Source organism: Prevotella pallens ATCC 700821 (genome assembly GCF_000220255.1).
GTDB lineage: Bacteria > Bacteroidota > Bacteroidia > Bacteroidales > Bacteroidaceae > Prevotella > Prevotella pallens.
On the sequence record NZ_GL982513.1, the window covers coordinates 1,189,889 to 1,209,796 of the forward strand.

General features: G+C 35.9%; 16 protein-coding genes. 9 read left to right on the forward strand and 7 right to left on the reverse strand.

All coding sequences use genetic code 11. From position 1 onward, the window contains the following. Positions 1-36: 36 nt before the first annotated feature. The 5 genes from rfbB to HMPREF9144_RS04530 form a co-directional block, all read right to left on the reverse strand. Positions 37-1,185, reverse strand: coding sequence for a dTDP-glucose 4,6-dehydratase (gene rfbB, locus HMPREF9144_RS04510; RefSeq protein ID WP_006044702.1), 1,149 nt, complete (start codon positions 1,183-1,185; stop codon positions 37-39). 25 nt (positions 1,186-1,210) lie between these two features. Beyond that, positions 1,211-1,717 (reverse strand): metallophosphoesterase family protein, encoded by a 507-nt coding sequence (locus HMPREF9144_RS04515; RefSeq protein WP_006044703.1) that lies wholly within the window; start codon positions 1,715-1,717, stop codon positions 1,211-1,213. 7 nt (positions 1,718-1,724) lie between these two features. Continuing rightward, the gene (locus HMPREF9144_RS04520; RefSeq protein ID WP_040595386.1) at positions 1,725-2,351 is read right to left on the reverse strand and encodes a cytidylate kinase-like family protein; all 627 of its coding nucleotides are present in this window, start codon (positions 2,349-2,351) and stop codon (positions 1,725-1,727) included. Positions 2,352-2,368: 17 nt separating this feature from the next. Continuing rightward, positions 2,369-3,733 (reverse strand): MATE family efflux transporter, encoded by a 1,365-nt coding sequence (locus HMPREF9144_RS04525; protein ID WP_006044705.1) that lies wholly within the window; start codon positions 3,731-3,733, stop codon positions 2,369-2,371. A 790-nt stretch (positions 3,734-4,523) separates the two neighbouring features. After that, on the reverse strand, positions 4,524-6,815 hold the full coding sequence (locus HMPREF9144_RS04530; RefSeq protein WP_006044706.1) for an NADP-dependent malic enzyme: 2,292 nt from the start codon (positions 6,813-6,815) through the stop codon (positions 4,524-4,526). Between the two features lie 133 nt (positions 6,816-6,948). On the opposite strand from HMPREF9144_RS04530, the gene HMPREF9144_RS04535 reads away from it, so the two are divergent. Then, a complete protein-coding gene (locus tag HMPREF9144_RS04535) occupies positions 6,949-7,572 on the forward strand; it encodes a TetR/AcrR family transcriptional regulator (RefSeq protein ID WP_040595574.1) in 624 nt (207 codons plus the stop codon). 38 nt (positions 7,573-7,610) lie between these two features. Beyond that, entirely contained in the window at positions 7,611-8,483 is an 873-nt protein-coding gene (prmA, locus tag HMPREF9144_RS04540) for a 50S ribosomal protein L11 methyltransferase (RefSeq protein ID WP_006044708.1), read from the forward strand. On the opposite strand, the gene HMPREF9144_RS04545 is transcribed toward prmA, so the two are convergent. Together HMPREF9144_RS04545 and HMPREF9144_RS04550 are read right to left on the reverse strand one after the other, a co-directional pair. Further along, positions 8,410-9,282, reverse strand: coding sequence for a glycoside hydrolase family 25 protein (locus HMPREF9144_RS04545; protein WP_006044709.1), 873 nt, complete (start codon positions 9,280-9,282; stop codon positions 8,410-8,412). The genes prmA and HMPREF9144_RS04545 overlap by 74 nt on opposite strands. 30 nt (positions 9,283-9,312) lie before the next feature. Beyond that, positions 9,313-10,971: a diphosphate--fructose-6-phosphate 1-phosphotransferase gene (locus HMPREF9144_RS04550; RefSeq protein WP_006044710.1), complete on the reverse strand. Its 1,659-nt coding sequence runs from the start codon at positions 10,969-10,971 to the stop codon at positions 9,313-9,315. 201 nt (positions 10,972-11,172) lie between these two features. Here HMPREF9144_RS04550 and HMPREF9144_RS04555 point away from each other — a divergent pair, with 201 nt between their 5' ends. The 7 genes from HMPREF9144_RS04555 (at position 11,173) to HMPREF9144_RS04585 (ending at position 19,811) form a co-directional block, all read left to right on the forward strand. After that, the gene (locus tag HMPREF9144_RS04555; protein ID WP_006044711.1) at positions 11,173-11,445 is read left to right on the forward strand and encodes a hypothetical protein; all 273 of its coding nucleotides are present in this window, start codon (positions 11,173-11,175) and stop codon (positions 11,443-11,445) included. Between the two features lie 4 nt (positions 11,446-11,449). Further along, positions 11,450-12,010 carry a 1-acyl-sn-glycerol-3-phosphate acyltransferase gene (locus HMPREF9144_RS04560; protein ID WP_006044712.1) on the forward strand — a complete coding sequence of 187 codons (561 nt, stop codon included), beginning with the start codon at positions 11,450-11,452 and terminating at the stop codon, positions 12,008-12,010. Continuing rightward, the gene (locus HMPREF9144_RS04565) at positions 12,007-14,604 is read left to right on the forward strand and encodes a golvesin C-terminal-like domain-containing protein (RefSeq protein WP_006044713.1); all 2,598 of its coding nucleotides are present in this window, start codon (positions 12,007-12,009) and stop codon (positions 14,602-14,604) included. Before HMPREF9144_RS04560 ends, HMPREF9144_RS04565 begins: the two co-directional genes overlap by 4 nt. A 45-nt stretch (positions 14,605-14,649) precedes the next feature. Continuing rightward, entirely contained in the window at positions 14,650-14,994 is a 345-nt protein-coding gene (locus HMPREF9144_RS04570) for a DUF8442 family protein (protein WP_006044714.1), read from the forward strand. A gap of 262 nt (positions 14,995-15,256) precedes the next feature. After that, on the forward strand, positions 15,257-17,212 hold the full coding sequence (locus tag HMPREF9144_RS04575; RefSeq protein WP_370992380.1) for a YgiQ family radical SAM protein: 1,956 nt from the start codon (positions 15,257-15,259) through the stop codon (positions 17,210-17,212). Between the two features lie 50 nt (positions 17,213-17,262). Then, positions 17,263-17,907, forward strand: a complete 645-nt coding sequence (locus HMPREF9144_RS04580; RefSeq protein ID WP_006044716.1) for an HAD family hydrolase — start codon at positions 17,263-17,265, stop codon at positions 17,905-17,907. Between the two features lie 626 nt (positions 17,908-18,533). Continuing rightward, positions 18,534-19,811 carry a hypothetical protein gene (locus HMPREF9144_RS04585; protein WP_006044717.1) on the forward strand — a complete coding sequence of 426 codons (1,278 nt, stop codon included), beginning with the start codon at positions 18,534-18,536 and terminating at the stop codon, positions 19,809-19,811. Positions 19,812-19,908 lie beyond the last annotated feature (97 nt).

Here is a 19,908-nt window from a genome sequence, read left to right on the forward strand (position 1 = left end):
CCTGACCAGTTTTAACGGACAGGGGAATGATTCTGTTTATCGGTTTCCGTACATCTCTTCGTAGTACTTCTGATAATCACCACTAGTTACTTCTTCTATCCATGACTGATTCTCCAAATTCCATTTAATGGTCTTCACAATACCATCGGCAAATTTCGTCTCAGGATACCAGCCTAATTCGTTTTTTATTTTCGTTGGGTCAATTGCGTAACGTGCGTCATGGCCGAGTCGGTCAGCAACGTGTGTAATCAAATCGTTGTTTATCCATGAGATATCAATATTGCCATTCTCATCTTTCACTTGTTTCTTTAAAACTTTGCGAAGTTCTTTGTCTTCAGCCATCATATCGTGAATAGTTTTAATGGTAAGCTTAACAATGTCGATGTTCTTCATTTCGTTGTGTCCACCAACATTGTAAACCTGTCCTACACGTCCTTCGCGAACTACCATATCAATAGCTTTGCAGTGATCTTCTACGTATAGCCAGTCGCGGACATTTAAGCCTTCGCCATATACGGGAAGTGGTTTACCTGCAAGAATATTATTGATGATTAATGGAATTAACTTTTCGGGGAAGTGGTAAGGACCATAGTTGTTAGAGCAACGTGTAATGCTGATGGGCATGTGGTACGTATCGTGGTATGCCATAACAAACATATCGGCACTGGTTTTACTTGCCGAATATGGGCTGTGAGGGCATAGTGGAGTTTTTTCGGTAAAATATCCTTCTGCACCAAGCGAACCATAGACCTCATCGGTAGACACCTGATGGTAACGTTTTCCTTCTTTCCACGTAGGGTAGCCCTGTTCATCTTTGCCCGTAACCCATGCACGGCGAGCAGCGTCCATAAGGTTCTGAGTACCCAATATGTTTACGCTCAAGAATAGTTGTGGGTCTTCTATAGAGCGGTCTACATGGCTTTCAGCAGCGAAATTCACAAGATAGTCGATATCGTTTTCAGCAAACAGTTTATCAATCAATTCTCTGTCGCGAATGTCGCCTTTTACAAAGAAGCATCGTTTATCGTCAATATCATCTTTAATTGTTCCTAAGTTACCAGCGTAAGTTAATGCGTCAAGTACGATAATCTTAATATCTTCGTTCACATACTTTTTGTGAAGCAGATACTTAATGTAGTTTGCGCCGATAAATCCAGCAGCACCAGTTACTAAATAAGTTTTCATAAGTTGTTAATATTTTGTATCTTAATTATTTATTTCTGTTGTTTGATAATGTAATAACTTCACAATCGCCCATTTTATTGCCTTCAATAGTGAGTCTTACAATGGTTCTCTCTTTGTGAAATCCTTGTAAGCCTGCTGCTCCTGGGTTTATATGTAGCAGATTTAATGTTTTGTCGTACATTATCTTTAATATATGCGAGTGTCCGTCTACGAAGAGATTGGGTGGCGAATAGTAGAGTGTGTTACGTATTGATTGGTCGTATCTGCCTGGATAGCCACCAATATGTTTAAGCAAAACGTCTACATCTTCACATCTAAATCTCTGTATTTCGGGATAGCGTGCACGAATATCATAGCCGTCACAATTGCCATATACTGCTCTGAAAGTAGGTTTCATTGCTTCGAACTTATTGGCTATCTCTAATGACCCAATGTCGCCAGCATGCCAAATCTCATCGCAGTCTTTCAGGTAGAATTCGTATTTCTCGTCCCAATAGGCGTGTGTATCGCTTATAATGCCAATTCTCTTCATACAGAATTTACTCTATTGCAAGTTTCTTTCGTATAAAACAAGCTATGAAATCTTTTGTTTCTTCAATTCCTAATATACTTGCATCTACACAAAGGTCGTAGCTTTCGGCGTGTCCCCATACTTTTCCTGTGTAGTAATTGTAATATTTAGCACGTTCGCTTTCTTTATTCTCAATTACTTTTATGGCTTCTTCTTTTGTGCAACCAAGTCGTTCGCTTACGTTTTTCGCTCTTGAGTTAATGTTTGCTGTTATGAAAACATTAATTGTGTTGGGATTTTCGCGCAATACATAGTCGGCTGTTCTTCCTACAAATACGCAGCGATTATTTTCTTCGGCTGCTTTTCGAATAACATCGCATTGAAATTGATAGAGCCCTTCTTGTGAGAAGTTGTTTTTGTAGAAGTCGTTATTGCTGAAGACTGGCAGGTTTATTTGGAAGTGCGATTTTAGAAATCTTTTCTGTTCGTCGTTTTTCTCAAAGAACTTTTCTGAGAAACCACTCTCTTTTGCTGCAAGATTCAGTATCTCTTTATCGTAGAACTGGCAATTAAATTCGTCGGCAAGTGCTTTAGCTACTAAGCTTCCACCGCTTCCAAGTTGTCGTCCAACGTTTATTATTAGTTTCTTTTCCATAAGCGAGGTTATTTGTTTCAACTGTTTTTGCTTTGCATATCTTTCTTAAATCGTCTGAGATATACTGTCATTGTTATTATTGCCACTACAACAGCTATGAAGTCGCTTGTTGGCATTGATGCCCAAACTCCATTTATTCCATAGAAATTTGGTAGTAGAACGAGTAAGGGGAGTAAGAACAATAGTTGCCGAGAGAGTGATAGGAATATGCTAATCTTTACTTTTCCTATGCATTGGAAGAAGTTGGTTATTACCATTTGGCAACCTATAAGCGGAAACATCATCATTATGATGTGTAGTGCATTGATTGATCTTTTTATGAGTTCTGGATTGGTGGTGAAGAGGCGCACGCAATGGTATGGAACAAACATAGCGAGCGACCAGCCTGTTAGCATAATGCAAGTTGCTGTTATGATGGACAACTTCACTACTCGCATCATTCTTTCGTATTGTTGTGCTCCGTAGTTGTAGCCTGCTATAGGTTGCATTCCTTGGTTAAGACCTATTACAAACATTATGAATATCATTGCTATGCTGTTGCCTATGCCGTATGCTCCCACCGACATATCGCCTCCGAACCGCACTAACTGGTTGTTTATGAAGATGACAATGACACAGGCGCAAGCATTCATTAAGAATGGAGATATTCCTATGGATATAATGTTCTTCACTAAGTTAGCTTTTAGTTTGTATATGCCTCGTTTTAAATGCAATAGTTCGTTCTTGTTTGCAAATAGTGTCATTTGCCAGCATAGGGCTAATGTTTGTGATATTATTGTGGCGAGTGCTGCTCCTTTTATGCCCCAATGCCACCAGCGTATGAAAACAACATCTAACAATATGTTCATTACTACTGTGAAAATGGTGGCACACATTGCTTTCTTTGGTTTAGATGCTGCACGCAATACGGCATTCATACCGAAGTACATGTGCGAAAACACATTGCCTAAGAGTATGGTATGCATAAAGTCGTGCGCATAGGGGAGGGTGGCATCGCTTGCTCCGAAGAAACGGAGTATTGGATCAAGGAATAATAGGCAGACGCCAGCAAATGTTAATCCTACTATAAGGTTCAAGGTGATGGTGTTACCAAGTATGTTTTCTGCCGTCTGATAGTCTTTCTGTCCTAACTTTACACTAATGGTTGTTGAGGCTCCAATGCCTACTGCTGCACCAAATGCGGCTGCAAGATTCATGAATGGAAATGTTATAGCAAGCCCCGAAATAGCCATTGGACCTACTATTTGCCCTATGAATATGCGGTCGATTATGTTGTAGAGCGATGCTGCCGTCATTGCTGTAATGGCTGGTAGCGCATATTGCGCTAATAGCTTGCCTACTGGTTTTGTGCCAAGTTCTAATGTTGCTTTCTTATTATCCATTCAAGAAGTTGTATGTGTTTGCAAAAGTACTAAAAAAAAACGATACAGCTTCTTATAACCTAATAATTATGGTATTTGTAGCTGATGTGGTGCTTTTGGTGGCTAACACTTATAGAATGGTTAAGAATATGCGGCTATCCGCAGAGTTATCACTCTGATATTTCTCCTGATAACTTATAAGCTTTCTATTAATAGCTTATAAGCTTTTCGTTGATAGCTTATAAGCTTTCTGTTGATAGCTTATAAGCTTTTTGTTGATAGCTTATAAGCTTTTTGTTGATAGCTTATAAGCTTTTTGTTGATAGCTTATAAGCTTTTTATTGATAGCTTATAAGCTTTTTGTTGATAGCTTATAAGCTTTTTGTTGATAGCTTATAAGCTTTTCGTTAATAGCTTATAAGCTTTTTGCTGATAGCTTATAAGCTTTTTGTTGATAGCTTATAAGCTTTTTGTTGATAGCTTATAAGCTTTTGTTTGTTTGTGTATAGTCTTCGGGCGGTTTAATTGTGGAATGGGGTGCGTATGGGTATGGAGTTAAGGGAACAAACTATGAGTTTTATGTTCTTATATTATAAATGTTTAAAGGCTATTATTATAATGTTTAAAAGCTATTTATTTGGCTGAAGCGTTGTGAGGTTCTTTGTTTCTGGTGCTTCTATTTATTTGTTTTTATGAGCTTCTGAGCAGCAATGTTTTATTTCTGCTTTGGTTATATGGCTGTGCGAAAACAAAAATAGGAAGAAAACTATTTAGCTTTCTTCCTACTTGTGTGGAGTTTAATTTCAGACTCTTACTTGTTCTTGTTCTTTATTTTCTCAATGTAAGCATCGATGGCTGCTACTGCCGTGATGTTTACAATGTCGCGAACGGAACATTCGAAGTCGGTGAAGTGGATAGGTTTGTTTAGTCCCATCTGGATAGGACCAATCACTTCGGTTTCTGGGCTAAAGCCTTGTAGCAGCTTGTAGGCACTGTTGGCTGAAGCAAGATTAGGGAAAATAAGCGTGTTTACACTTTTGCCTTTTAAGCGTGTGAAAGGATATTTCTCGTCGCGCAACTTCTTGTCTAATGCGAAGTTTATTTGCATTTCGCCGTCAATTAACCAGTCGGGGTGCGTTTCTTGTGTTATGGCTAATGCCTCGCGCACTTGTTGTGGCGAGCCTCCCTCGTCGCTACCAAAGTTAGAGAACGATACCATTGCCATTACGGGGTCGTCGTTGAAGAATTTCACAGAGTGGTGAGCAAGGCGCGTTATGTCTACCAGTGCTTCGGCATTTGGCATACGGTTTATCAGCGTATCGGCAATGTAGTAAATGCCACGCTTAGTATTCAGAATGTGCATTGTGCCGAAGTGTTTGTATTCAGGACGAATGCCAATAACATCTTTTGCAATCTTTATGGTATCGCTGTATTTCGTGTAGAGTCCTGTAATCATAGCGTCAGCATCGCCACTCTCAACCATCGCCATACCAAAGTAGTTTCGTTCGTACATTTTGTCGTAAGCCTCATCGAAAGTGTAGCCTTCTCGTGCCCGTTTTTCAGCCAAGTGTTTTGCGTAATTGGCTCTGCGTCGTTGTTCCTTGTCGGCGCGCATATCAATAAGTTCAATGCCAGTTAGGTCGAGCTTCAGTCGGTTCGCTATGCGTTTAATGCGGTCGGGGTGTCCCAATAAAATAGGTTGGCAAATACCTTCTTGCTTTGCTTGTACAGCAGCCTTTAGCATATTTTGGTGTACACCTTCGGCAAAAACAACTCGTTGTGGGTGGCGTGCAGCAGTTGCGTGTAAATAGCGAGTAAGTTTGGTTTCTTGCCCCAGCATTTGCATTAGGCGTTCTTTGTATGCATCAAAGTCTTTAATAGGCGTTCTTGCCACCCCGCTATCCATTGCAGCCTTTGCCACAGCGGCACTCACCACAGTAATCAGTCGTGGGTCTACAGGTTTCGGTATAAAATATTTTGGTCCAAACGTGAGTTCGTTCACGTGGTACACTTCGTTCACAACATCAGGTACAGGCTGCTTAGCCAGTTCGGCAATGGCGTGCACGGCAGCAAGCTTCATTTCTTCGTTTATGGCTTTAGCGTGCACATCGAGAGCACCTCTAAAGATGTAGGGGAAACCAATAACGTTGTTAATCTGGTTTGGATAATCGGACCGTCCAGTAGACATAATAACGTCTGGTCGTGCTTCTATCGCATCTTCGTACGAAATCTCAGGCACGGGGTTAGCCAGCGCAAATACGATAGGATTGCTGTTCATAGACAGTATCATCTCTTTTGAAAGGATATTGCCTTTTGAGAGTCCCACAAAAACATCAGCCCCTTTAATGGCTTCCTCTAACGTGTGTGTGTCTGTACGGTTGGTAGCAAATAGCTTCTTTTGTTCAGTTAAGTTCGGTCGGTCGGCAGTAATAACTCCGTGCGAATCTAACATAAGAATATTCTCTTTCTTTAAGCCTAAAGCTACATATAGTTTCGTACACGAGATGGCAGCAGCACCTGCTCCATTTACAACAAGTCGAACCTTTGTTATATCTTTTCCAGCAACCTCGAGCGCATTTTTCAGACCAGCGGCAGATATAATGGCTGTGCCGTGCTGGTCGTCGTGCATCACCGGAATGTCTAACGTGCGTTTTAGTCTCTCTTCAATAGCAAAACATTCAGGTGCCTTTATATCTTCAAGATTAATTCCACCAAACGTAGGAGCAATCTTTTCAACAGTTTCACAGAATTTGTCGGGGTCAGTTTCGTTAATCTCTATATCGAAAACATCAATGCCACCATAAATTTTAAATAGCAACCCTTTACCTTCCATAACGGGCTTTCCACTCATAGCACCAATGTTACCCAGTCCTAAAACAGCTGTTCCGTTTGTTATAACTGCAACAAGGTTTCCTTTATCGGTATATTTGTAAACGTTGTCTGGATTTTCCTGAATTTCTAAACAAGGGTATGCTACTCCAGGCGAGTAAGCAAGACTTAAATCGGTTTGTGTACTGTGAGATTTTGTAGGAATAACTTCTATCTTTCCTGGGCGACCTTTCTCATGATACGCAAGTGCCGCCTCTTTTGTTATTTTAACCATAATATGATTTTAATACTAACTTAATTTCGCGCACAAAAAGCGTGTGGTTGTGCAAAGTTACTAAATTAAAACAATAAAGATAGTGTTAGTGATTTTATTTTTGTATTTTTGTACTGCTTAATAAACAATGGTAATGATAATAGAAAATGAATATAAAAAAGAGCTAAAAGCAAGAGTACTTTCATTAGCTTCTAAAATGTTCTTTCAATATGGCATTCGTAAAGTGAAAATGAACGATATAGCTGCGCATTTGAAAATATCGAAGCGAACACTTTATGAAATATATCAAAACAAAGAAGACCTGCTTTATGAGGTTGTGATGATGAATGCTAAGCATAAAAAGGAAGAGATAGAGAGGTTTGATAAGCCAGGTCTCAATGTCATCAATATTGTTATGCATATATTACGGCTGCAAACCGAAGAATTTAATAAAGTTAATCCTTTATTCTACGAAGAATTAGGAAAATATCCTAAGTTGCAGACTTATTTTGCCGCACGAGAAGAAGAGAAATACGAACAACTTGTTGAATTCATAGAGCGTGGAGTTAGTGAAGGGTGTTTCTTGTCCAATATAGATATAAAGCTATATAGTAGACTTACTTCAGCTTCTGGCGAATATATAATGACAAATTTTCTATACGATGAGTACAACTACAAAGAAATATTAAAAACCTTTATTATGTTCTACATAAGAAGTATTTGTACTGAGAAAGGTATAAAGCTATTAGATAAAGAGATGGCTAATTTCTTCAAATAATACTACATTTAAGTATTCTACATAAAGTATTAATTACAATGAGATATATACAAATTACGTTTAAAATAACACCAGATACAGAACTAGCACGTGAACTCTTAGTAGCAATGGCAGGTGAAGTTGGTTGTGATTCGTTTTCGGAAGAAGAGAATGTAGTGATGGGCTATTGCCTTGAAAATGCTTTTGAAGAAGCAGCTTTAAAAGAGGCTATTTCCAACTTTATTCTGCCTAACATAGAAATAGAATACAAAGTAGAGAAGGCAGAAGATAAAAATTGGAATGAAGAATGGGAGAGAGATAACTTTACTCCTATAATAATCAATAATAATTGCATTATCTGTAGTGTAAAAGAAGAAAATCCATATAGGTTGGTAGAAAAAGTAGAAGGTAGAGAACCTTTGCTTGTAAGAATAGATCCGAAGCAGGCATTTGGTTCAGGAACACATGAAACTACACAAATGATAGTATCTCAACTGTTAGAAATGAATTTAAACGGGACTAAAGTGTTAGATTGTGGCTGTGGTACAGGTATTCTTTCAATAATTGCAGCCAAGTGTGGAGCCGAAACAGTTTGTGGTTACGATATTGACGAATGGAGTGTGAGAAATACAATAGAGAATGCAGAAGCCAACAATGTATCACTTGAAGTAAAAGAAGGCGATAAACAAGTTATAGAGAATTTCTCTGAAAAGAAGTTTGATGTTGTTGTTGCAAATATAAATCGTAATATCCTGCTTGCTGATATGTCTGCCTTTGTATGTGCAATGAAAACAAAGGGAATATTAATATTAAGTGGATTTTATGAAGAAGACGTCTCTTTATTAGAAGAAAAAGCACTTAGTCTTGGACTGAGAAAGAGTCAATGTAAAGTGAATCATAAATGGGCGTGTCTGACTTTTTATCAATTTTAGGTTTAGGAATAAGCAATTGCATAAGATTATAATACGAACCATTAAAGATATTTAAATCTACATAGCCTTTTATACCAGGAAGTTTACCTGCATCTGTGTGTTGCCAAAAAAGCCATTTTCCAGGATATTCCATTTTGTCTACATAATAATGAGCAATCCAATATGGATAATCGTCAAAGCGTGAATCAGACAAATATTGGTCTTTGAATTTATAGAAGGTATAGATAATAGGTTTTACATGAAATTTATCTTCAACAATGTGTAGCCATGTAAGAATATTCTGTTGAAATTCTCCTGTGCTAATTCCATTTGGTTTTGTTTCTACATCTAATACAGGAGGTAAATCGCCAGGTTCTAAAGGTGTCATAGCTAAATAGAAATAAGCCTGACGACGAGGTGATGAATTATTGCTCCAAAAATGATAAACACCCCTAATAAGCCCTGCTTCTTTTGCGTTTGCAAAGTTTGAGCGAAAGTTTCGGTCTACGTGGCTATCACCTTCTGTTGATTTCATAAAAACGAAGCGAACAGGCGATTGGTCTATGAGTGCATTACGCAAACGAGCCCAATTAACATTACCCTGGTGATGACTAATATCAATTCCATGTATCTCATATCCGTCAGGATAATCTGGATCACCATAAATAGCACGCCAGCGAAAGCCTGATGGAGCAACTAAGAAAAAATAAAGCCAAAAACAATAAAATAAGGCAATGAATACTCCTCCAATCTGCCATACCCATTTAGGCATTTTATGCAATTTAATGCAAAGTAGATGGATTGTTTTAGGAATATTCATTACCTTATTTATATACCATTATATCTTATTTCAATAAGTGAAAACATCTTTACCTTGTTCCAATGCCAATGTTCGCGTAGTTTGGTCGCAAACATCTGATGGTCCCCAATATTGAATAGGTCCAGGATAGATGTAACTAGTCTCTTTAGCCCACTTGTCTCGTAGTTCTACGAATTTTTTGAATGGAGCTCCTTCAAGATCAACTAGAGCTTTACGGATAACTGGTTTTAATTCACCATTGCGACGTTCCATATTCATCATCATTGTAATAGGTACACCGCCTGCAATCCAATTTTCAGCTTTCTCAGTTGTATTCTTAACAATTGCCATATACCCAGTTTTTCCATTAGCAATAAGTTGAGCTGCAGAAGTACCAAGTGCATAACAATAGTCAGCATCAAAGTTTGATGGAGCGGCACAGCGTCCTTCATATCCTAAGAAATGATGTATTGTAGCGAAGTGTCCGTTGTATTTACCTTGTTTAGCCCATTTATTAAGCTTCATTTCAACCATATCAGAAATAAGTCTTTCTGTCTCAATGAGCGAAACTTGAACATTTCCATGAGGATCTCTGTCTAATGATAATTGTCTTGCAACTCCATCAGGGAGAGTCTCGAATGTGGCTTTATTTTCTTCAGAGAGATGGTCTATAATATAAGCTCGTTGTGCTTCAATGTCAAGATCCTTATAATCGTTTCCATGTTTTGCTAATAAGTCGTTTAATTCCCCAATAAGTCTACCAATAGAAGGAATAAATTCTATAAGCCCTTCTGGAATTAAAACGACTCCATAATTACGTCCATCTTGTGCACGGCGTGCCACAACCTTAGCAATATCTTCAATTATGTCGTTCAGAGATAAATCTTTTGTTTCTATCTCTTCAGAGATTAAACAGATATTAGGTTGTGTTTGTAAAGCACATTCAAGTGCAATATGTGAAGCTGAACGTCCCATTAATTTAATGAAATGCCAATACTTTCGTGCAGAGTTACAGTCGCGTGCAATATTTCCTATTAACTCAGAATAGGTTTTAGTAGCGGTATCAAAACCAAACGAAGTTTCTATTTGGTTATTTTTTAAGTCGCCATCAATAGTTTTAGGACAACCGATAACTTGTATTCCATAATTTTTTGCAGCGTAATATTCTGCAAGAACGCACGCATTAGTGTTTGAATCGTCACCACCAACAATTACAAGAGCTCGAATGTCAAGTTCTCGAATAATCTCTAATGCTTTTTCGAATTGTTCTTCTTTCTCTAGTTTAGTACGTCCAGAACCTATTAAATCAAATCCGCCTGTATTTCTATATTTATTAATAAGCGTTTCTGTAATTTCAATATAATTATGATTTACTAAGCCTTCAGGTCCCATTAGGAAACCAAACAAACGATTCTCTGGGTTTAACTTTTTAACCTCGTCATATAAACCAGATATAACGTTATGTCCACCAGGAGCCTGTCCGCCAGATAATATTACTCCAACATTTATTCTAACTGAGTCTTGCTTCTCAGCAGGTACGAACTCTACAAGAGGCATACCATAGGTGTTGGGAAATAAATTCTTAATTTCTTTATGATTATCTACGCTTTGAGTTGGTTCTCCCTCTTTAATCTTCACAGCACTTTTAAGTGCCTTTGGAAGTTTTGGTTTATAAGTTGCGCGTTCCTTTTGTAAAGCACTCGTTTCCATCTTCTAATCTTTTTAAACAGTTATTATTGAAACAATCTAATTACTGTTGCAAAAGTAATGTTTTAGATTGACAATTAGGCATAAATGCTGCTAAAATAAGAAATAATACTAATTTTCTTGATACATATTTGTTTTTGCAGTTTTTTTATATTATCTTTGACTCATCAAAATAAATAAAAGGAAAGATAATTCTATAAAAAGATGGGAAATAAAAGAAATTTAAAACGTTTAATAAACGGAATTTGTGGTAGTTTGTTTACTGAAACTATAGCCGCATCACTTTATGGGGATAATACGAACAAGGAAGAGATAGATGCTTTATTAACCTCTATTGTTCTTTTACGTAGTGAATATGTTAGTCGTATTTCGCATGTTGAGCCTGGTATGAGTGCAAAAATATATTTTACTGATTTGAGGAAGAAATTTGATGCAGAAACAAACGAAATAATAGATCAGATTAGTAATTTAGTATAACAATATGCTTAAAAAACTTGCTTCATGGCTTCTTTATAAACAATTAAAATGGAAGAAGAAAGTTACAATTGCTTTTCCTGACAAATTTATAATTTGTCTTGCGCCACATACCAGTAATTGGGATTTTTTCTTTGGACAACTCTACGGGAAGGCTGAAGGTATACGAAGTAATTTCTTAATGAAGAAAGAATGGTTCTTTTGGCCTTTAGGTATGTTTTTAAGGAGAATGGGTGGTATTCCTGTGTTTAGAAGTAAACATACTAGTATGACGGATAGATTAGCAGATTATGCATTAAAGACAGATAAATTTGGTTTATGTATAACCCCGGAAGGAACTCGTTCATTAAATCCGGATTGGAAGAAAGGTTTCTATTATATAGCATTAAAAGCTAATATTCCAATTCTTCTTTACGGATTGGATTATAAAACAAAAACGATAGAATGTACGCAATCTATTGTGCCAAGTGGAGATATTGAAGCTGATATGAGAACTATTAAACTCTATTTTAAGAATTTTAAGGGAAAGCATCCTGAATCATTCACTATAGGAGAGGTAGGCGAATGAAAAAGGATTTTCTTACTTTTATACTATGTTTCGTATTTGTTTTCGAAATATCTGCGCAAACAAAGAAATTTGATTGGGGAAAGTCGGAATATACGGGACGTCCATGGATTGAGAATACATCTCGTCCAAATACAATTACAGATGGATTAAATGATAGACATTTCTCTATATGGTCTTCTCATGGTCGTTATTATGATGTGAATAAAGGATATTGGAAATGGCAACGTCCGAATCTCTTTGGTACAACAGAAGACTTATATACACAAACCATAGTAATACCATATCTTCTTCCGATGTTGGAGAATGCAGGGGCAGTTGTTATTTCTCCACGTGAACGCGATTGGCAAAAGCAAGAAGTTATAGTGGATAACGACAATCCTAAAATAACAGGTATTATTTCTTACAGTGAAGTAAATAATAAAAAGAAATGGGAAACTATAGAAGGTTCAGGATTTGCATACCATCAAGGGACATACGCTGATGGAGAGAATCCGTTTATTGCAGGATCTGCGCGTAAAATAAAATCGAGGAAACGTAATAGCAAACTTAGTTATGTAGCTTATCAACCAAACATTCCTGAAGATGGAGATTATGCTGTCTATGTAAGTTATAAAACTATAAAGAAAAGCGTAGATGATGCTGAATATATTGTTTTTCATAAAGGGCAAGAAACCCATTTTCGAGTGAATCAACAAATGGGTGGTGGTACTTGGGTCTACCTTGGTACATTTGCTTTCGATAAAGGCTGCAATATTTTTAATCGAGTAATATTAACGAATCATAGCAAACACAGAGGTGTTGTTACTGCAGATGCAGTTCGTTTTGGCGGTGGTATGGGAAATATAGCTCGAGGAGGACAAATTAGTGGCTTACCTCGTGCACTTGAAGGAGCAAGATATTATACACAATGGGCAGGTGCACCTCGAGATGTTGTCAGTAAAAGTAATGGAACGAATGACTATAATGATGATATTAATTCACGTTCACTTTATACTAATTGGCTTGCAGGCGGATCTTCGTATATACCAAAGAAAGAAGGTTTAAAAGTTCCTATCGAATTAGTCTTAGCTGTACATAGTGATGCTGGAGTAAAAGCAGATGGAACTACAGTAGGAACATTATCTATTTGTACAACACAACAGGGGAATCCAACTTTCGGAAACGGACTTTCGCGTAGAACGTCTCAAACCTTTGCTTCTCAACTCATAACAAATGCGAAGCGCGATATAGAATCTACATTTAAGAAAACTTGGAATACACGTGGTGTTAAAGATGCAAATTATAGCGAAACACGCCTTCCTGACGTTCCATCATCTATCATTGAGACACTTTCTCATCAAAACTTTGCAGATATGAAGTTTGGACAAGATCCTAATTTCAAATTCACACTTGCACGTTCTATATATAAAACTATTCTTCGTTATACGGCATCACTCCATAATAAAGCTTGTATTGTGCAACCATTGGCTCCGGATAACTTTAGAATGGAATATATTTCAAAAAACAAGATACGTTTAAGATGGAATGAAGTAAACGATCCATTAGAACCTACAGCCAAACCTACATCTTATAATATATATATGGCTACAGGAACAAGTGATTTCGATAATGGTGTAAATGTAAATACCAATTCGTACGAAATGACATTAGAACCCAATGTAGTATATAACTTCCGGATAACAGCGTGTAATCGTGGAGGCGAGAGTTTTCCAACCGAAGTATTATCTGCATACAATAAAGAAGGTGCAAAGCAAACTATTTTAATAGTGAATGGATTTTACCGCCTTTCTTCACCAGCTGTAATTGATAATGATGTAGAACAAGGTTTCAATTTTGAGGCTGACCCTGGAATTAGTTATGGTAAAACCGCAGGGTGGAATGGACGTCAAAGTAATTTTGATAAAACTCAATCAGGTAAAGAAGGGTCTGCTGCTTTAGGATATGGTGGCGATGAGTTTGTAGGAAAGTTCATAGCAGGAAATAATTTCAATTATGTTAGGACACATGCAGATGCAATAGCCTCATGTGGAAATTATAATATAGTGAGTTGTTCAAGTAAGGCGATTGAGAATGGTTATGTAAAACTTCAAAAATATGCGCTTGTAGATTTAGCCTTAGGATTGGAGAAAGATGATGGACATAGTCTATACTATTATAAGGCTCTCCGTCCCAGTATGCAAACTCAAATAGCAAATTATCTAATGCGTGGTGGTAGAATTCTTGTTAACGGAGCTTATTTTGCTACTGATATGAAAAGTAATGTTGAGCAAGAATGGCTTGCCAAATTCTTTAAGGTTTCTGCAGCAGGAAGTAATCAGGACAATTATAATTCAATAATTAATGGATTAGGTTCACAATTTGATATATATAGGGCAATAAATGAAGAGCATTATGGAGCTTATTCGCCTGATATATTGCAACCTTTAGATACAGCATTTAGTGTTATGAAATATGCAGATAATACTAGTGCTGCTGTAGCTTATAAAGGTTCAGACTTCCGCACTTTTGTTATGGCTTTTCCATTTGAGTGTATTAAGAATAAGGAAATACGTAATAGAATAATGCGTGGTATTGTGGCTTATCTGCTAAATTAATGAAATCGAAATACGAGAGTTGAACATAAATTTAAATGAGAGATGATGTACAAAATTCAAGCAAACGCATCTGGAACAAGATATATAGAGGTTAGTAATACACATTTTGAGACCTTACAAAAATATTCATTATTATCTAATCTTGTTGGCTCTACAGGAATAATAGATGAAACAATACTTGATAAATTAAAACTGAATGTACGCAGTTTGTTAGAATCAGAGGCGGGAAAAGATAGTGCGTTGCTCGACCTATGCTTAGATGTAATTTATAATCAGAATATGAAGGCTTTTGGATTAAAGAACCTTGTAGATCTTTATAAACAATGGGATAAAGAACAAGAATCTTTAGAACAATCCGAAGAAGAACTAACAGAGGAAAGTTCACTATAAGCGCTTCTTGCATTGACTTTCGTATATAAAAATATGATATCATATTTTTTATCTTGTCTTACCAGATGAGATGCGTATAGCTGGCATTATTTTTTGTAAGACAAACAGAATATAAAATAGAGGATATAACTTGAGTAACAATAAATCCACAAGAAGGCAAAATAAACCCTCTTATAAGGCAAATATAAAGCCTTTACAAAAAGATTTAAATACAGGAGAACAAAAGAACAAGAATCAAATTGTTCAAACTAACTCACGTTTTATGCTCACCGACTTTCTACCTACTACAAAGAAAGAAGTTGAGCTAAGAGAGTGGGACGAGTTAGATGTTATTCTTTTTTCTGGTGATGCTTATATAGATCACCCAGCTTTTGGAATATCTGTTATAGGGCGTGTTTTAGAAGCTGCCGGTTATCGTGTAGCAATTATACCACAACCTGATTGGCACGGCGATTTCAGAGATTTTAAAAAGTTAGGGCGTCCACGTTTATTTTTTGGAGTTTCCGCTGGTGCAATGGACTCTATGGTGAATAAATACACTGCTAATAAACGTTTACGTTCTGAAGATGCTTATTCACCAAATGGTCGCCACGACTTACGTCCTGAATACCCTTCTATTGTATATTCAAATATTCTTCGACAACTTTATCCAGATGTTCCTATTGTATTGGGTGGAATTGAAGCTTCGCTGCGTCGTCTTACCCATTATGATTATTGGAAAGACTGTATTCGTAAAAGTGTGTTGTGCGATTCTGGTGCTGATATTGTAATTTATGGAATGGGTGAAAAGCAGATTATCAGCATTGCACAAGCTTTAGAGAATGGTAGGAAAATAAAAGCTATAAAGGATATACCACAAACAGCTTATCTTTGTAAAGAGATAGATATTCCTGAAGGGATTACTACAAATGATATAGTATTGCATTCGCACGAAGAATGCTTATATAATAAGAAATTTCAGGCAGAAAACTTTAAGCATATCGAAGAAGAATCGAATAAAAAACATGCTCAACGAATACTTCAAAAAGTAGACGGTCAATATATTGTTGTAAATCCGCCTTATCCTACAATGACTACTGAAGAAGTTGATGCTACATACGATTTACCTTACACTCGAGAACCACACCCTAAATATAAAGGAAAAGTGATACCTGCTTACGAAATGATAAAGTTCAGTGTAAATATCCATCGAGGTTGCTTTGGTGGTTGTTCTTTTTGTACAATATCGGCTCATCAAGGTAAATTTATTGCAAGTCGCTCTAAAGAAAGTATTCTAAAAGAAGTAAAGCAAGTAATACAAATGCCTGACTTCAAAGGCTATCTTTCTGACTTAGGTGGACCTTCTGCAAATATGTATGGTATGGCAGGTAAGAATATAAAAGCCTGTGAACATTGTAAGCGTCCCAGTTGTATACACCCAGAAATTTGTCCGAATCTTAATACTGATCATTCTAAATTACTCGATATATATAGAACTGTAGATGCTCTACCTGGTATAAAGAAAAGTTTTATAGGTTCAGGAGTACGCTATGATTTATTGCTGCATAATGTAAAGGACGAAAAAACAAACCACTCTACACAAGAATATACACGTGAATTAATAAAGAATCATGTAAGCGGACGACTAAAAATAGCCCCAGAACATACTTCCGATCGTGTTTTGTATCTTATGAGAAAGCCTTCGTTTAAGCAATTCTATCAATTTAAACGCATATTTGATAAAATAAATAAAGAAGAAAATTTACGGCAACAAATTATTCCTTATTTTATATCTTCGCATCCAGGTTGTAAAGAAGAAGATATGGCAGAACTTGCAGTAATAACAAAAGATCTTGATTTTCACCTGGAACAGGTACAAGATTTTACTCCAACACCTATGACTGTTTCTACAGAAGCGTGGTATTCTGGCTACGACCCTTATACATTAGAACCAGTTTTTTCTGCAAAGACTCCACGTGAAAAGCTAGCACAACGTCAATTCTTCTTTTGGTATAAGCCTGAAGAACGAAGAAATATTGAAAAAGAATTGAAACGAATTGGTAGAATTGACCTTATTGGTAAACTCTACGATAATAAACCTTTCCGCGGAAAAGTGAACTACGACCCTAAGGCTATAGGAAGTAGTCCTTCTAACAATCGGGGAAATCGCAATAAGGAATCGTACAACCCGAATAAAGATTGGAATAAAAAAAGAAAAATCGACGATAAACGAAGGTAGACACTCATCTGTTTTCAGATAATAACACAAAAGATAAAAGTATAACTAAAATGAAGGAATTTGAAACATATATTTTCGATTTAGATGGTACTCTCCTTGAAACATTGAGAGATTTAGCAGCAAGTACCAATTATGCTTTACGAACGCATAATATGCCAGAACATTCTATAGAAAATGTTAGAATGTTTGTGGGCAATGGTGTAAAGAAACTAATGGAGAGAGCTATTCCTAATGGTATAAGTAATCCACAGTTTGAAGAAGTTTATGCTACATTTCGCCAGCATTATTTAGAACATAGTCTCGATACCACTAAACCATACGAGGGTATACCAGAAATGCTTACCGAATTAAAGGCTCGAGGAAAAAAACTCGCTATTGTAAGCAACAAGTTCTATGCTGCTACGCAAGAACTTGCTAAACATTTCTTTCCCAATACCATTAAAGTTGCTATTGGCGAACGCGAAAATATTAGAAAAAAGCCTGCTCCCGATACAGTAATAGAAGCTTTACGACAACTAAATGCACCAAAAGAAACAGCAGTATATATTGGCGATAGCGATGTAGATGTTATGACTGCAAAAAATTGTGGTATGCCTTGTGCTAGTGTATTATGGGGATTTCGAGATAAAGAATTCTTAATAGAACACGGAGCAACTCTTTTTATAGAAAAACCTTATCAGCTATTGCCCGATTAAATGCAATTACACCTTATATAATATATTAGAATGAGTTAGACAGACTTTGTTGTTTGTCTGACTTTCTACAAGTATAGGTGGGCTTTTTTGTTATAAATAGACAAATGAGCCTACCTATATTTGTATAATTTATTTTGTTTTACACTAAAAAACAATATATTCTCCCATTTCTTACAATACTTTCCATAACCATTATAGATAATCAAATATAGTGTATTGTTCTGGTTAACATTCAAATTCTGATTTAACCCCTTAATAAGAAATTTCAAAACCTCTGGCGTTTATTAATTGTTGCTAATTACTCGGTAAGAGCTTTATTATTAACTATGAAAAAACAAAATATTACCACTAACACCATATTTTAAATATATTTTTCTACATCTAATTTGTGTATGATTTAACAGAAAAATATTAAAATTGTTTTTTCTCTGTCTAAAGAAACTTATAATTTGAAAAAAAGAAGTAAGTTTGTATCATTAAAGTAAGAAAAATGAACAGAAACGAACTTGAAATAATCCTTAAAGCGATAAGATAATAACCTTAAATAATAGAGTGTTTTGCTTAATCGCGAAGCTGAAAGGTGAATAGATAGTGAAATAATAGAATAAAAATAAAACAACGAAATAATGAAAAAATATTTGTTAATAATACCCATCTTAATTTTATTTGGCTGCAAACATAATTCAAATACAAAAGAAAATAATCCTGATAACAACGATTCAACTAAAGTGCTTAATATGGAGAACAAAAGCTCTTTGCCTTTAGCAATTCAACAACAGTTGGGAATATCGGAAGATATGATATTGCCATTTGATTCTATAAGAATGGATTCGCTAATACAAGATTATAAAAGTGCTTTAGCTGATGAGTCCGAAGGCGATGATTATGAAGAACCAGAGTGGTTTCCAAATAATGAACAGTACATAAAAACTTTAATTCCTTATGCTTTTAACGATTTGATAAAGCGAGGATTTGTGCCTTTGTCTGCAACTCAATTTCAGAATAAACTAAAAATATTGGGTCTGGAGATGCAAGAAAGGAAGAAAATTCCAATAATCAATGAAACTAAACACTATTTTTCTATGCCACCTCTTGATGCTGGGTGGTATGATGAGGTAGCTAAAGATGGTATTGATAAAAAAGAACTTAACTATATTAGATATGGAGTTTCAAATTATATTTATGTAAAAGGATACAATTTTATTTTGCCAACAACATATATTGCAGATTACTTAAAAGAAAAGAAGCATAATGTCGTATTTAGTTTAAACGACGAAATAGTGCATCTTAATAAGTTCTTCTTAAACGATGATAAAGCCAGTTTTTTATGGCTAAAACAAAATACTCCGCTATTATTGATAGGTCTTCTTAAGACTTATGGTTACGACACGAACGAAAAAATTAATAATGTTGTTCTAGCAGATATATTAAATAGATATGATCAAGACGGAAGTGTATCTGGTATGTTTAACACCTTCATACGTAAAATATTTTATAACAAACCGCACATGGAACTTAGAGAAGGCTTATTAAAGTCTCTTCTGCGCTTACCAGTAAATGAAAAGAATAGTTTATGGTTAGCAATGCTTGATAATTATATAGGATTCCTCATAAAAGATGGAACCAAAGACACTTATGCTTGGTATTTCGACTTTACAAAAAAGGAACGATATAAGGCAGCAGCTTATTTCGGATATTATTTGTATAAACTAAGGGCAAAGTATAAAGAAACAAATCCAATTTTTTTTGGAGAAGAGCTATATTACAATAAAAACTTCTACAAATATCTTTACGAACAGAAGTATTTCAATCTTCCTAAATTCAAGGAGATATGCGATTCTGTCTACGAAGAATATGATGTAGATGTTAAAACGTACCTTAATAGTATAGGGAATAAAAAGTAAGCGAAACAAAATACATACTTAATTTAGAGAACTTAGCTATGCGCTTTTACATTTATTACGTATAGGTTGAAAATTTATAATTACAAAATAAAAATTT

Excerpts from the sequence above, each read along its gene's own strand:
- HMPREF9144_RS04525 (WP_006044705.1), bottom strand. The coding sequence starts at position 3,733 with ATGGATAATAAGAAAGCAACATTAGAACTTGGCACAAAACCAGTAGGC.
- HMPREF9144_RS04515 (WP_006044703.1), bottom strand. The coding sequence starts at position 1,717 with ATGAAGAGAATTGGCATTATAAGCGATACACACGCCTATTGGGACGAG.
- HMPREF9144_RS04545 (WP_006044709.1), bottom strand. The coding sequence starts at position 9,282 with ATGAATATTCCTAAAACAATCCATCTACTTTGCATTAAATTGCATAAA.
- prmA (WP_006044708.1), top strand. The coding sequence starts at position 7,611 with ATGAGATATATACAAATTACGTTTAAAATAACACCAGATACAGAACTA.
- HMPREF9144_RS04560 (WP_006044712.1), top strand. The coding sequence starts at position 11,450 with ATGCTTAAAAAACTTGCTTCATGGCTTCTTTATAAACAATTAAAATGG.
- HMPREF9144_RS04575 (WP_370992380.1), top strand. The coding sequence starts at position 15,257 with ATGCTCACCGACTTTCTACCTACTACAAAGAAAGAAGTTGAGCTAAGA.
- HMPREF9144_RS04530 (WP_006044706.1), bottom strand. The coding sequence starts at position 6,815 with ATGGTTAAAATAACAAAAGAGGCGGCACTTGCGTATCATGAGAAAGGT.
- HMPREF9144_RS04580 (WP_006044716.1), top strand. The coding sequence starts at position 17,263 with ATGAAGGAATTTGAAACATATATTTTCGATTTAGATGGTACTCTCCTT.
- HMPREF9144_RS04550 (WP_006044710.1), bottom strand. The coding sequence starts at position 10,971 with ATGGAAACGAGTGCTTTACAAAAGGAACGCGCAACTTATAAACCAAAA.
- HMPREF9144_RS04555 (WP_006044711.1), top strand. The coding sequence starts at position 11,173 with ATGGGAAATAAAAGAAATTTAAAACGTTTAATAAACGGAATTTGTGGT.
- HMPREF9144_RS04535 (WP_040595574.1), top strand. The coding sequence starts at position 6,949 with ATGATAATAGAAAATGAATATAAAAAAGAGCTAAAAGCAAGAGTACTT.
- HMPREF9144_RS04585 (WP_006044717.1), top strand. The coding sequence starts at position 18,534 with ATGAAAAAATATTTGTTAATAATACCCATCTTAATTTTATTTGGCTGC.
- HMPREF9144_RS04520 (WP_040595386.1), bottom strand. The coding sequence starts at position 2,351 with ATGGAAAAGAAACTAATAATAAACGTTGGACGACAACTTGGAAGCGGT.
- HMPREF9144_RS04570 (WP_006044714.1), top strand. The coding sequence starts at position 14,650 with ATGTACAAAATTCAAGCAAACGCATCTGGAACAAGATATATAGAGGTT.
- HMPREF9144_RS04565 (WP_006044713.1), top strand. The coding sequence starts at position 12,007 with ATGAAAAAGGATTTTCTTACTTTTATACTATGTTTCGTATTTGTTTTC.
- rfbB (WP_006044702.1), bottom strand. The coding sequence starts at position 1,185 with ATGAAAACTTATTTAGTAACTGGTGCTGCTGGATTTATCGGCGCAAAC.